Annotated in this window: 7 protein-coding genes; all 7 read left to right on the top strand. The window is 39.4% G+C overall.

The window, feature by feature from the left end; genetic code table 11:
• The first annotated feature begins 2 nt into the window (after positions 1-2).
• The 7 genes from BUR11_RS09555 to BUR11_RS20920 are packed head-to-tail and all read left to right on the top strand — an operon-like array spanning position 3 to position 14,003.
• A complete protein-coding gene (locus BUR11_RS09555) occupies positions 3-1,796 on the top strand; it encodes a phage baseplate assembly protein V (protein WP_074224592.1) in 1,794 nt (597 codons plus the stop codon).
• Positions 1,797-1,803: 7 nt separating this feature from the next.
• Positions 1,804-2,103 carry a PAAR domain-containing protein gene (locus BUR11_RS09550; RefSeq protein ID WP_074224591.1) on the top strand — a complete coding sequence of 100 codons (300 nt, stop codon included), beginning with the start codon at positions 1,804-1,806 and terminating at the stop codon, positions 2,101-2,103.
• Between the two features lie 5 nt (positions 2,104-2,108).
• On the top strand, positions 2,109-2,522 hold the full coding sequence (locus BUR11_RS09545) for a GPW/gp25 family protein (protein WP_074224590.1): 414 nt from the start codon (positions 2,109-2,111) through the stop codon (positions 2,520-2,522).
• Positions 2,523-2,536: 14 nt separating this feature from the next.
• Positions 2,537-6,112: a hypothetical protein gene (locus BUR11_RS09540; protein WP_074224589.1), complete on the top strand. Its 3,576-nt coding sequence runs from the start codon at positions 2,537-2,539 to the stop codon at positions 6,110-6,112.
• A gap of 19 nt (positions 6,113-6,131) precedes the next feature.
• Positions 6,132-6,887: a hypothetical protein gene (locus BUR11_RS09535; RefSeq protein ID WP_084560911.1), complete on the top strand. Its 756-nt coding sequence runs from the start codon at positions 6,132-6,134 to the stop codon at positions 6,885-6,887.
• Complete coding sequence (locus tag BUR11_RS09530; protein ID WP_074224588.1) at positions 6,888-9,746, top strand: hypothetical protein; 2,859 nt, start codon at positions 6,888-6,890, stop codon at positions 9,744-9,746.
• Positions 9,747-14,003, top strand: a complete 4,257-nt coding sequence (locus tag BUR11_RS20920; RefSeq protein ID WP_084560910.1) for a contractile injection system tape measure protein — start codon at positions 9,747-9,749, stop codon at positions 14,001-14,003.
• Positions 14,004-14,007 lie beyond the last annotated feature (4 nt).

Below are 14,007 nucleotides of genomic sequence, written 5' to 3'. Positions count from 1 at the left end.
TCATGGCCCAGCTGGAAGAAAATTCCGAACCGGTAAGTTTTGAAATAAAAATTGATGGATCTGTCATAGATGGTTCCATTGAAGTGATTTCCATCACAGTTGAACAAGAGATCAACAGAATTACCAATGCTGTCATCAAAATTGCAGATGGTGGTTCTTTTGGCCTGGTCAATGAGCCTTTTGCGAATAGCAATGGGGATAATTTTATTCCAGGAAAAGAGATAGAAATCAATTTGGGATATGCAGATGATAGAAGTCTTGCTTTTAAAGGGGTGGTTGTCAGCCAACGACTCATCGTCAAAAAGAACTCCTCTTACATTCAAGTTCTATGTAAGGACAAATCTTTTTTATTGACCAAGACCCGGTCCAATGCCATTCTGGATCAACAAGCAGATAGTGATTTATTTTCCGCGATGGCCAGTACTACCGGAGTTTCTATTAGCAGTGATCCGCTCACTACCTATCCTTATCCTGTAGTCCAGCATAATTGTACAGACTGGGACTTTTTAGTGATTCGTTCCGAAGTGAGCAATTGCTATGTATGCACCTCCGAAAACAGTATATCGATTAAAAAATTTGATTTTGGTACTGCCAGTGACATTACTATTTCAGCTGACCTAGTGGTCATTGAGGTGGATTTAGACCTGAATGGAGAAAATCTTTTCTCAGAATTTGAATTTACTGGATGGGATCAAAGTACCCAGGCGGTCATCTTGGAAACAGGAAGTTTGAGTGATTCCTTGAGCCAGGGAAATTTGACAGCAAACAGTATTTCGGGGAGCTTGTCCATCCCAAAAATGAGTAAATACACTTCTGGAAAGGTGGGGTCTGAGGAATTTAAGACTTATTCCGATAGTTGGATTAGCAAATCTGTGTTGTCGAAGATCCAAGGAAAGGTCAAAGTGGTAGGGACTACCAGTATCAAAGCCGGAGATTTTGTTGAATTATCCAATTTTTCTGACCGGTTCAATGGGAAAGGTTTTGTTTCCAAAGTGTTTCAAGAATTAATTGATGGCCAATGGTCAACCACCATTTATTTGGGATCTAATTCCCGGTGGCATTCCTCTTTACCAGATATTGATGACAACAAAGCCATCGGACTAACCCCTTCTGCCGCTGGGTATCAAATAGGGGTGGTAACCAAAATTGATAGTGATCCTGATAATGAATTTAGGGTGGAGCTTCAATTACCCGCCTTCAATAATTCCAATAGTGAGAATAAAATTTGGGCTCGGCTGGCTTTTCCTTATGCAAGTGCCGATGCCGGCTTTTTTTTCTTCCCTGAAATTGGAGATGAGGTGTTGGTGAACTTCCTTGGAAATGACCCTCGATTCCCAGTGATCACAGGAAGTTTGTATTCCAGTATAAACAAACCAAAAGAGACTCCTTCAGAAAACAATGAAATCAAATCCATTTATTCCAAGTCCGGGATTTCCATCACATTTGAAGATGAGCAGAAGATCCTGACGGTGAAGACGCCTGACGGTCATGAAGTAGTCTTATCGGATCAAGACAAAAACATCAAATTGACTGATGTAAATGGGAATACAATGACCATGGACGAAAGTGGCATTGCTCTCTCAAGTCCAAAAGATATTACGATAGAAGCCACAGGGGATATAAAGATGAGTGCTACCGGAACGATCGATCTTTCTGCCACCTCAGATTTAAAGGGCTCAGGTATGAATGTGGAGATGTCGGCAGATACAGGATTTAAAGCTTCTGGGAATGCCTCGGCTGAGCTTTCCGCATCAGGACAAACGACAGTTAAGGGAGCAATGGTTATGATCAATTAAAAAGAATATGCCTTTAGCAGCTAGATTAACAGATATGCATACATGCCCAATGGTAACCCCAGGATTACCACCGATACCCCATGTAGGAGGGCCTATTGTTGGGCCGGGAGCTCCCACTGTATTAATCGGCAAATTACCTGCCGCAAAAATGGGAGATAGTTTAGTATGTGTAGGTCCACCGGATACCATTGTGATGGGTTCGGCGACCGTGATGATAGAAGGTAGCCCCGCGGCGAGAATGGGGGATACCACCGCTCATGGAGGGTCAATAGTTCTTGGATGTCCCACGGTAATGATAGGAGGGTAAAAAATATGGACTCAAACGACAAGTCATTTTTAGGTGTTGGCTGGGCTTTTCCTCCGTCTTTTGACAAAGACTCCAGGAAGTTGAAAATGGTGGCCGGGGAAGAGGATATCAAAGAAAGCATTCGGATCATATTAGGCACCATTCCCACTGAACGGGTAATGTATCCCAAGTTCGGGTGTGATCTGATTTCTTATGTCTTTGAATCCAATGACCCCACCTTGTATACCATGTTAAAGGATACCATTTCAGATGCACTGCTATATTTTGAACCAAGGATAAAAGTGAAGGAGATAAAATTTGATAAGTCTCAATTTATGGAGGGGATACTAAAAATCTTTATTGACTATACCATCATCATTACCAATACCAGAAGCAACATGGTTTACCCCTTCTATTTTAATGAAGGAACCAATATTTAAAGAATCATCCGTGTATGAAGAAAGGAATTAATCAAAAAGGGAGGTTATTAACTGTACTGGATCCGTCTTATGTAAAGACGGATGAGCGTACCTTTTTGGATTTGGTTCAATTCACTTTAAAGTATGCTGAAAAAGTGAAATTCTTTGATCTGATGAATACTCCAAGTGCCACTTGGAAGTCAATGTTGATGAGTGATTCGGTTTTTATCATTGGCTCCATTGCAGAAATGGATTTGAATTTTTACAAAAAAAAGCATGAAGAACTAGAGTTTCTCAGGAAAGAGTCAGGAGCAAAAAAGCGAAAAACAATTCAGGAAGAGTTAACGGCAAATTCCCTCTCATTGGTCAAGAACTTATTTATTTGGAAAGAACTGTTAATTGAATCAGAATACCATGGGGCCTTGCTTAAGGAGATACTCAATGCTTCCAATTTTTTAATCCCCAGAATCAAAAGATTGATTCCTCAACAGCATCGCTATTCCCCTCAGGACTTTGATTTGACTGCCGAAGAAGTAATCGATGATCCAAGCATAGACCTGAACGAGTCCTTTAAAATGTTTTTTAAGAACCTGATGTTTGTTCAGGAAAAAGCATCCCAAAAATTCGAATTCAGTCAAGTAGAGCCTAATTTTCATCCACCTCATTTAGGATTGATTTTGAGTTTCCTAAAGCTTTTTCAATTGGCCCAACAAGAACTCAACAAGCTGTTGGAAAGGCACCTTGATTATTATTACCAGGAGGTGTTGGGACAAACTGAAAAGGAGAAGAAACCAGCAACAGCCTATGTTGGAATCAGTTCCAAACAATTGGATCAACTGGAGATGGGAGTTCCTGTTGACCTCACCTTTTCCAACAAGGAAACGGTGAGCTTCCATACCTTGACTCCGGTGAACCTGAGCGCTGCAAAAATTTCAGAAGTTTGGACCATCTATAGAAATTCTTACCAGCCTTTTTCGGATAATATATTAAATGACCACAGCGAATTAAACTCCATTTATGATTCCTGCTTGTTTATTGGGGAGGGGCAAGAAACGATAGATTTTTCAGGAAGGTTGGAGGGATATCCTTTGGTGATGGGAGAAGATCAGGACGACTTGGGTCGGTTTGAAAGGAATATGAATCCCAGTGAATTAGGTTTTGTAATTACATCTCCCGTCTTAAACTTGGCCGATGGAAAACATAAAATACATATTTCCATAAAATTCACTCCTGATTCATTGGTTCAATTTGAGGAGATCATGGAGGCCTTATTAAGTGAGAAAGAAAAATCTGAGGGAGGGATTAGACAAGAGATCAATTCTTTTATCCAGGCTTTTATTAATGATGCATTCATCACTTCTATTACCGGCAAAGATGGATGGGTGGATTTAGATTACAGTTATTTCCTATTTCATTTTGAAGAAAATACCCTTGAATTGATCGTAGAGCCAGAAGGGGAAAAGAAAAAATTAGTTCCCTTTGATCCGAAAATCCATTTTGGCCTGAAAGGGCCTATTTGGCCTTGCATTAAATTAAAAGTAAATAACAAAGCTTCTTTGCCTCCCATGACTCCATTGGAGTTGTTGGAAGTTGTAGAAGTGGAGGTTTTGACAAAAAGTTCGGAGGTTAGCTCTGGAGTACAGTTTTCTAACCAATTAGGGAATTTAGACACAAGCAATCCATTTCAACCGTTCGGGCCTATACCTTCTTATGACTCCTACCTAAAGGTGAAAAGCCCTCTTATTTTATCCAGTTTTTTGGAAAAACTTTCCATTACTATTTACTGGTCCGGATTGCCGCTTGCCCGAGGAGGTTTTGAAACCCTGTACGAAGTATATCCTGGAGAAATCAAAAATGATAGTTTTAAGGCAGAAATACTTTCAGTGGATGGCCATTTGAAAGGAAAAAAAAGTGATCAAAAAACACAGGTTTTCAACTTATTTGAAACTGAAAAGAAAGTAGATGGATTGTATCTGGTTTCCAAAAAGCAGGTGGATGTGAATTTGGATTTATTGAACCCTTCCATTTTTCCGGCCTTAGGAAGAGATCAAACCAATCTTTTAGAACCTTCTTTCTACCTCAAATTTTCCGAACCTAAAGACTTGGCATTTGGTCATGATATTTATCCGGAATTGTACACAGCTGCTTCAGTTCGTACAGGTTTGTTTTTTAGAAAGCATAAGGAAATTCCGAATGTGCCCTATACCCCGGTAATTGACCATTTTGATATTTCTTATTCTAATCGAGCCAAAGAAAATTTAGCTCGGTATAGTCCAAATACCCAAGAGGCAGTTAAATTATTTCATGTTTATCCTTTTGGATATGATCAGGTGTATCCAGGAAAGAAAAAGGATTTCGCCTATTTATTGCCTCAAATAAACCAGAAAGGGAATTTGCTGTTGGGCTTAACAAATGTGCAGCCGAATGAAATAATCAGCATAGGAATAGACCTCATACCGGCCTTTTTTCTTCATACCATTACCAAAGCCCCAAAAATAACCTGGGAATATTTGGAGGATAATGTATGGTATCAACTAGGGAATATGTTGTTGGAGGACAGTACCAAGGGATTGATCCATCCTGGAATCATCCGCATTAAATTTCCTTCCCAAATCAGTACCGAAAATACAAAACTACCCCGGGGAAAATTTTGGCTAAGGATTTCCAACGAAGGGAATTCAGACCTGAATGCACGGATCAAATCAATTTTTATCAATGCTTGTAAGATTCAGGAATCCGATGGTTTGATTAAACAGCAGGGAGTTGTCAAAAGGGAAGTGACCAAAATTGCCATTCCAAGTGTGAAAGCCATTGATAAAGTTTCAGGTCCATTTGGCCTTCGGTTCCTTTCGGATTTTCTGATAGAAGATCAACTGAAGGCCTCAACCAGTGAGTTGCTTAGACATCGAAATAGGGCCATTGATGGCTGGGATATGGAACGGTTAATCTTGGAAGAATTTCCCGAAATAGGGAGAGTGATGGTCTACGGCCGAAGTGATTATCCTGAAAGCATCGTTTGTGGAAGCAATGTGCAGGTGGTAGTGGTTCCTGCTTCATTTGATTCTTCTCAGGATATTGTTTCATCACTCAGGGTGCCTTTTGGATTACTTCAGGATATTAAGTCCTATCTCAAAGGTTTCCTATCCGCATTTTCCAAGGTGGAGGTATGTAATCCAGTGTTTGAAAAACTAAAAGTAAGGTGTGCGGTAAACTTTACAGATGATTTAAGAGCAGGATATTTTAGAGATCTTTTAGAAAAAGAGCTGATTGCATTTCTCGCTCCTGATCCGGTCAAGGATATCAGTGGTAAAGGTTTTATCAATTCGATTTATATATCTGAAATCCAGAGATTTATAGAGAATAGACCCTATGTGGAGTTTGTAACCAGATTGTCGGTATTGCAGATTATTGATGTTCAGGGGAATCACAAAATTATAGATACAGCAAAATCAGAATTCAAAATAGAGTTACTCAGGACGATTACTCCTTACGCCATACTCACTTCAGCGGAAGATCACCTCATTGAAATTATCACTGAAGACCGATTGGAAGAGCCCAAATTGGCTGGGATTGGTGATTTGACGATAGACTCGGACTTTATTATTAAATAAATAAGAAAAAGAACCCTCCATGGAAGAACTAAATTCTGGTAGAATAGTAATTAATAATCGGGAGCAGCTTAAAAAGTATTTTAGAGGTGGAGCCCTTCCCTTAGAAAATCATTTTGTGATTTTGATTGATTCTATGTTCAATAAAGTAGATGATGGAATCAACAAAACGGAGGAGGATGGATTGATGATTTTTCCAGTTGGAAATGAGGAAAAATTACTCAGTTTTTATGATAGTCTCAAAGACAAGAAGTCGAGTTGGATTATTTCCAATGGAAAGGGAGAAACCAAGGGCTTGATCCTTCGGGAAGGAGATTCGGATCTTCCCACTATATACTTTCAAAAAGAAGGAAACATAGGAATCGGCACCATGTTTCCAACCCAAAAATTAGATGTCAACGGCTTAATAGCTTCCAAGGGAAGAGTTGGAAGTTTCAAAAGTGATCGGGTCCCAGCCGATGGAAAATGGCATCAGATCCTCAGTGGCCTGACAGGTTGCCAAGGATTTGAAATCATGGCCTATGCAGGAAAGAAGCAACAAGGAAAGTATGCACTACTTCATGCAACTGCTTTGAGTACCTATGGGAAGTCCAAACCTAAAATCACAAAGACATGTGCTTATTACGGGTATTGGTGGAACAAAATCAGTCTGAAATGGGTGGGGGATACTTTTGACTATGGACTTCAAATCAGAACCCTTAGTAATTATGGGGGCGATTGTGAAATATATTATCAGATATCAAAAATTTGGGATGATGATTTTTTAACTAATTTTTAAATGGCCAAAAGCAAACCCCTTTTAAAAAACGAGAAACTTGCGATTGCTGAAGATTTTTTTGAATTGAAAAAATTGGGGCTAAGTTATGTCCAAAAACTAAGTGGGGAGGAGTGGACAGACTATAACGCCCATGACCCAGGAGTAACCATTTTAGAGCAACTATGCTTTGGTCTCACAGATATTGCTTTTCGGACAAATTTCCCAATCGAGGATATTCTTGCTACCCCTCCCAAAGGCCTCATTAGCCCCCGTAAAAATTCATTCCATTCACCCTCAGCTGTTTTTAGTAATCACCCGGTTACGCTAGTAGATTTTAGAAAGTTGATCATTGATTCTTTTGAGGAGATTCAAAATGCCTGGTTGATTCCTCTTCAAGAGGAGTATAAAGCAGAATCCTTAAATGGCCTCTATAAATTGGAGATTATGCCCTCATTGGCATTTTCCAAAGAACTGGAACAAAACCCAAGTAGGGAGGAAGGTTTTTTAAAATCCCTGCGTGCGTATTTGGAGGGAGTTAGGAATCTGGGAGAGTATTTTGAAGAGGTGGTTTTATTAAAACCCGAACCTTTTGTCTTGAGTGCGGAGATAGAAATTAAAGAGGAGCTTGAGCCCAATAAGGTGATGGCAGAAATCCTCTTTGAATTGGAAAAGTACCTCTATCAAACCGTTGCCTATTCCAGTTTTGAAGAGTTGATGATAGAAGGGCTCAGCTTGAAGGAGATTTTTTCTGGGCCAAAGCTTCAAGGCGGTTTTATTAAATCAAAAGAATTGAAACCTAGAGCGAGAGGCTTACTCGAAGATAATTTTCAAAGCATTTTTTCAAAGATAGCCGGGGTAAAAAAAACTTGGAACCTAGAGTTAAAACTTGCAAATGGAGAAGATCCCCAACAGGTTGGGGAAGGGAAATATTTCAATCTGATTACCAAAATCACCAATCCTGATGCGATTTACCATACACTGAAAATCCGAGTCAACGAAAACCCACAGTTGATTAACCAATCTATGGTAGATGAATTTTTATTGGAATTGTGGTCTAAAAATTTCCGGCAGTATCAGCATGATTTGTATAAGGACAGTTTCCTTGATAGCAAGTTGAAGGGGAGATTTAGGAATTTGGGAAACTACACATCCATATCCCATCACTTTCCAAGAATCTATGGCATTGGGAAAGAGGGATTGTCCTCTCAAGATCCGGAGGAACGAAAAGCAAAAGCAAATCAGCTGAAAGGATACTTATTGTTGATGGAGCAATTGATGGGCAATTACCTGTCTCAATTATCCAATTTTTCAGAATTAATAGATCCTAAATCAGGCGTAGATGGCCCTACTTACTTTTCCCAGAAGATAAGTTCGGTGGTTGGCCTTTCAGAATTGCTGGATACTTCTGGTGTTCCTGATGAGATGACAGGGACCAACGAATCCTTGAATCATTTTTCAGGAGAGAAAATTCAACAAAAGTATGACCGGAAGAATAGGATTTTAGATCATTTTCTGGGGAGGTTTGGCGAGGACTTGAGTGAAGTTCCCTTTAAAGTAGCAAGGCAGGTAAACCTGATATCCTCTGAACAGCGTTTTCAGGAATCGTTGATAAACGCCAAAGCAAGCCTACTGGAAAAAATTGATCGCTTTAATTATTACCGTGGAATTGGTCAAAGATTTTCTGGCAAAAAAGCTTCTGAGACCTATGGGATTGAAAAATTGATTGCCCTGAAGGCTGGTATCAGTAAAATTCAGGAGTCTTTAATAGGAGAGATTGAAAAGCATCACCCATCTTCCTATGATGAGCAGCTTTCCACCTCCAAAACCCACCTTGATAAGAGCAAATTAACGAATACCTATCGTTCTTTAAATCAACACGAATGGGAGAAGATCAACGAACCTTCCAATTCTGAACGATTGAGTTTTGGTAAAATACCAGTCAAGACTCTCTTTGCAAATCCCCTTCAATCGGATAGTTATATGATTTCTCAAAAGAAATCACTGTTGAGAAACTGGGAAATTTTATTCCAAAAGACTTCTACTAATTGGGTAAGAATCTGGGAAGGCAAAAAACTGAATGAAGGATTTAGGAGGATTGGAGCTACCATTCAGCATATCCGGATGATGAATCTGGATTCGGAAGGACTCTTCTTAGTAGATCATATTCTGTTGAAAGAGATGCTAAAGGGTTCCGAATATGGGTTTTATCTGAGCAATGAAAAAGGGGAGGTTACCTTTACTTCCAACTGGAACCAAGCGTTAAAAGATAGAAATCAATTGCTAAATGAATTTTTTCAAGCAGCTATTTCCATTTCAAACTATCAGGTCGATGGTATTCAAGTAACCCTAAAAAGTGAGGAAGGCAAAGCCTTGGCCACTGCTATGCTGGTAGGATCCCTTCCCAAAAATCAATTGGTGGAGAATTTATGGGAAGAAACCCGTCGATTGGTTTATTTAATGAATGGGGATGTGGAGTTACAAGGGGTGTTAGCGTTAAAAGAGGTAGAAAAGATCAGATTGACGGGGACGCTCAGTAAGGAAGGGAGAGTGCAGCAGAACAAACTGGTTTTAGCAAGAAGGCTTCCCTCAAAAGATATTATCGGAGAATCATTTTTCAATCTAAAGACAAGTCTGATTTTACCAGATTGGCCCGCAAGATTCCAAGAGATTCATTTCAGGCATTATGTGGAGACCTTGGCCAAAAACAGAATCCCAGCACACTTGAATTTATCGGTTTATTGGAAAAACCTGGATGAGATGAAAGAGTTTCAAAAAAGATTCTTTGCTTGGAAAGAGGCGCTCATTCAAAAAAGCGAAAAGCTGTATTCCACTTCTTTAAGTTTGTTTCGATTGCTTCACAAATGGGAGGAGGAAAGATAAATGATGCAAAACTCCTCATCTCATATCATCGAACACCTAGCGTTGGATTTTTCTTATTCCAACTTGAATCAGGCCAAAAAATCCAATGAGTTTTTAGAAAGCGTGTTTTTCAGCAAATTATCTCAATGCATCGAAACTGTTTTGGAGGAGGTTTTGCCCGGAAAAGTTTTATTGGAGCTAGATGAACTATCCATTGATTTAGGAAAGATTACTCCATTTGAACTTGAGAACTCGTTGGATGAGCTAATTCAGAAAGCATTAAAACAAAGCTTATCGGGCATATTGAGTTCTAAATACGCCTCCTCTATCAAATCCATAAACCGTACCGGTGGAAGTAATATCGAATTTTTACTCGAGGCATTTTTCCAATTTCTCCAAAAAGGGTATTTCCCTTCCTGGCTGGGTAATCAGCTTGAATTGATGGAATTGGTAGATCAATTAATTGAGCAGGAACCAGAATCACTTAAATCCATTGTATTGAATCTGGGTGCCTCCAATGAAAATGCAAGGAAACGGATTGCCTACGGGATGGATAATGAGCAGGTTGAAAAACTAATCCGGATTTTAGAGCCGGTTGAAGGAGCTTGGATTATATCTTATAAGCACCATATCAGGAAGGTTCGATTAAAAGAGGAAAAAGAGGAGACCCAAATCAATCTCACTGAGAAGGCACTTAACTACTTTATTTTAAATTTTATCCTAAAGAACAGTGGTCCAAAAATGAACCGAGTCGCATTTTCCCAGAAGATGCTAGAACAGATCGCTGCTCATTACAACCTGAGTTTTTCCACTTTATTAAAAAGGTTGGAGGCAGCGATAGAAACCTATGCGGACCAAAGTTTTGTGCTCAAAGACTTGAAGGAGGTGGTATCCTTAATTAAGAAAAATTCAATTAATCAGGAGGATGTTGTTAAACCAGAAACTCAAGTGTCAGATGAGTGGGTTGAATTATTGGATTCCTATCAATTGGCATATTTGACAGATCTTAAAGGGTGGGATGCTTTGTCCAATGCCTCTAAATTGAAGTATGTGATTTCAACACATCCTGATTTTTTAGAGCGACTTTCTGAAACTCAGCTTCAACAGATCATTTCTATGCTTGCTGGAGATCAGTCCGACTCTTGGTCATTTTTGCTGGATAGCATACTGCTTCATCCCTTGAAAGGAATTGATTTTATTGAAAGTAAAAACCAATTGATAATCAATGGGATAAGATCCTATATTTCATTTAGTACTAGAATTAATGATGAATCGATCCGAGCCTGGTTTGGGGGATTGGCAAAGGCGTTCACCAATGTATCATCTAGTCCATTTCAGGTATGGGGCGAGGTAATGAAAATAGCGGAGAAAGTAAATCTGAAAAACCCTGAAACAATCTTGTTAGCAGCCACTTTGATGCCTGAGGAACCCCAGAATCATATTCAAAAGCCACACCAAGAAAATAGGAAACAGATAGAGAATTTATCCAATGAACTCCTATGGAGAAATTATTTAAATCTTATTGAGAGCTATTTAAAAATTGGTGTTTTACCGACCGATCATCAAGACTTAAGTCTCTCTGATCTCCAGCAGGGAATGAATTTATTGGTTGCAACAAACCATGCGTTCGTGACATCAATATTATCCAGTTATCACACGCAGTCTACAGCGGCAAAAGAACGGTTACTCGGCTTACTGGGAACCGTTGATTTGGATGATTTATTAAAGGCCTTATCCCGCTCCTTGCCACAGATGGGGAGTTATTTTGAAGAATTAAAATCTTTGTTTCAAGGGCGTTCCATCAGTAAAGAAGATCAACTTAAACTAGTGGTTTCCGAATTTGGAGAGCTCCATAAAGTCAGCTCCGAACATACAGTGGAAAAGCTCAAGGCAGGATTGACCTTGATTAACAAAATAGTCCTTTCCCATGCAAAGCGAAATCATCAAAATCAATTTTTGTGGAGACGGATCTTAGAAGTAATCCATCCCCAAAATGCACTGGAATCAAAGACATTCCATTTGCAACTATTTTTAAGTCTGGTTCCTCTTTCACAGGTGAGGAACTTCAGAAATTACCCAAAAACATTTTTTGCCAAGGATGCTAAACTCCCATTTTTATCAGCGGTGAAATTTACCGCCAGAAAAGATCTGGCTGAGTTGCAGGCTTTGTTTTATCCTTTTCTGAGAGATGCAGCAAGTGATGGAGAGGTGAAAGGGGTTCTTGGAGCAATCATTTCGAAACGCATCAATTCGAGTCTCGGTGATCTTACTGATTTGGTTAAGAAAGGTGAGCATTCGATGGTTGATTCACAGAAAGTACGGTTAGAGGTAAGAAGAATTTGGGCCTTGATTTATGAAGCACAGCTCCTAAACCAGGGCGATCAAATGACCATAGGGAAAATTAGTATAGCCCTTTTAGAAGTGTTTTTCACCCATCTTAAGCCCAAGGAATGGCAACAATTGACCACTGTTTTTCCCAATGAAACTAGACTTTTTCTCGAGTCAAAAAAGAAGTCTTTGGAATTGCCTCCTCCATCCATCATTCCTCAAAAGAGGCCCCTATCTTTTCATGAACAGGTTTCAGCTTTATTGGAAAACAGACCTTTTAAGCAGGAGCTGGCTAACAGCTTACTTCGTGTGCATTCATTTTTTTTAGACTTCTTATCTACAAACATTATCCTACCATCCAACCTGGAGGAATTAATGCTCGATTTCTTGAGGGAAGGGAGGGCGCTTTCCGATCAGATTTCTTTGGACGGATACCTGGATTTTTTCACCAAGAAAGTAGTCAATAGATTGATTTGGGAAAACAAGGAAGTGATTAGTCAAACCTACCTGAAGATAAAAGTCGAGCAATCAAGTCAATTGGATTCAAGGATTAAGTCACATTTCTTAAAACATTTAGAGTCCATTCAGGATGCCGCTTCAGTAAACAAAGTGGCAGAGTTACTTCGATGGAGTGAAACTTTTGGTTTTATAAAAGAGAGAGGGTTTTTGCCTTGGTGGAGCCCCATCAAAAACCTTTCAGTGTTTTTAATGGAATATATCTCCCTGGTTGATCATGCCACTGATTCTCAACGAAAATTATTGGGATATCAACTGGACTCAAGGACCTTGGAAAGCCTACTTTCAAAACAAGGGCTGACACAGAGGAACTCAATTCTATTGCTACTTAAAAGTACCAAAAAGCTCAGTCAGGAAATACCAGGTTTTCAGCAGTTAATTGCTTCATTCGATGATCAGGGTAATTCCAAGAATGAATTAAAGAAGAATTTAGATATCCAAAAATACTCTAAGGGCGAGGAAGTAAACTCCTATCAAAATACAAATCCTAATCTATTTGAGACTTTACAGGATGCAGGGGATGAATATTTGGAACCTCTTCGTGAAATGCTTTTGAAGTTTGGAGATCGAAGAGTTTTTGAATCGCTCTTTTCCGATTCCAGGCAAAAGGAATACATCCTTAAACTCTTAGAGTTGGCTCCTTTTGTTTACATTAAAAATGTCAACCCTGCCAAGTGGCGGTGGTTAGTTTATTCATTTGCATGGTTTCAGGTCAGGTCAGGTAATTCGCAGATTGATTCCCGGTATTATTTGCTATTCTATCATTATTTACTCAAGAATTTTTCCGGCTACCCTTGGAAATCAATTCTTCACCAGGCCTATAAGCAGGATTCTTTTAAAAGTAGGGTAGACTCACTAGTGGTAACTTCGGTAGAACAATTTTTAAAGGTTGAATTAATGGAAGAAAATAACAGTGTTGACCTAAAAGAAGGGGATCAAATGTTTGTAAAAAATGGTGGACTGGTACTTTGCTGGCCATTTTTAACGATGCTCCTCACCAAATTGGAATGGCTTGAAAATACAGGCTTTGTTTCTCAAGAGGCACAACATAGGGCCTGCCACCTCTTACAATACATCGCATATGGGCATACAGATTTTCCGGAATACGAACTCGTTCTCAATAAGTTTTTGACCGGGATTTCTCCGGAGGAGCATTTGGAGGCAGAGATTGAACTAACGGAGCATGAAAAAAGCATGGGAGAAGCCATGTTGGGAGGCATGAAAAGTAATTGGGAAAAAATGAAAAACGTGTCTCATGATGCAGTAAGGGAAACATTTTTACAACGGGAAGGAAGACTTGAACATGGCTTTAGTTCACTGATTTTGGTAGTGGAAAAGAAGAGCGTGGATGTATTATTGGATAGTATTCCTTGGGGAATATCTATGGTCAAACTACCCTGGATGAAGAAAGGAATCGAGATAAACTGGAGATGATATT

This window comes from Algoriphagus halophilus, assembly GCF_900129785.1.
Taxonomy (GTDB): domain Bacteria; phylum Bacteroidota; class Bacteroidia; order Cytophagales; family Cyclobacteriaceae; genus Algoriphagus; species Algoriphagus halophilus.
The sequence above is the reverse complement of the archived record's forward strand: the minus strand, read 5'-3'. Positions and strand labels throughout refer to the sequence as shown.

Excerpts from the sequence above, each read along its gene's own strand:
- BUR11_RS09555 (WP_074224592.1), top strand. The coding sequence starts at position 3 with ATGGCCCAGCTGGAAGAAAATTCCGAACCGGTAAGTTTTGAAATAAAA.
- BUR11_RS09550 (WP_074224591.1), top strand. The coding sequence starts at position 1,804 with ATGCCTTTAGCAGCTAGATTAACAGATATGCATACATGCCCAATGGTA.
- BUR11_RS09545 (WP_074224590.1), top strand. The coding sequence starts at position 2,109 with ATGGACTCAAACGACAAGTCATTTTTAGGTGTTGGCTGGGCTTTTCCT.
- BUR11_RS09540 (WP_074224589.1), top strand. The coding sequence starts at position 2,537 with ATGAAGAAAGGAATTAATCAAAAAGGGAGGTTATTAACTGTACTGGAT.
- BUR11_RS09535 (WP_084560911.1), top strand. The coding sequence starts at position 6,132 with ATGGAAGAACTAAATTCTGGTAGAATAGTAATTAATAATCGGGAGCAG.
- BUR11_RS09530 (WP_074224588.1), top strand. The coding sequence starts at position 6,888 with ATGGCCAAAAGCAAACCCCTTTTAAAAAACGAGAAACTTGCGATTGCT.
- BUR11_RS20920 (WP_084560910.1), top strand. The coding sequence starts at position 9,747 with ATGATGCAAAACTCCTCATCTCATATCATCGAACACCTAGCGTTGGAT.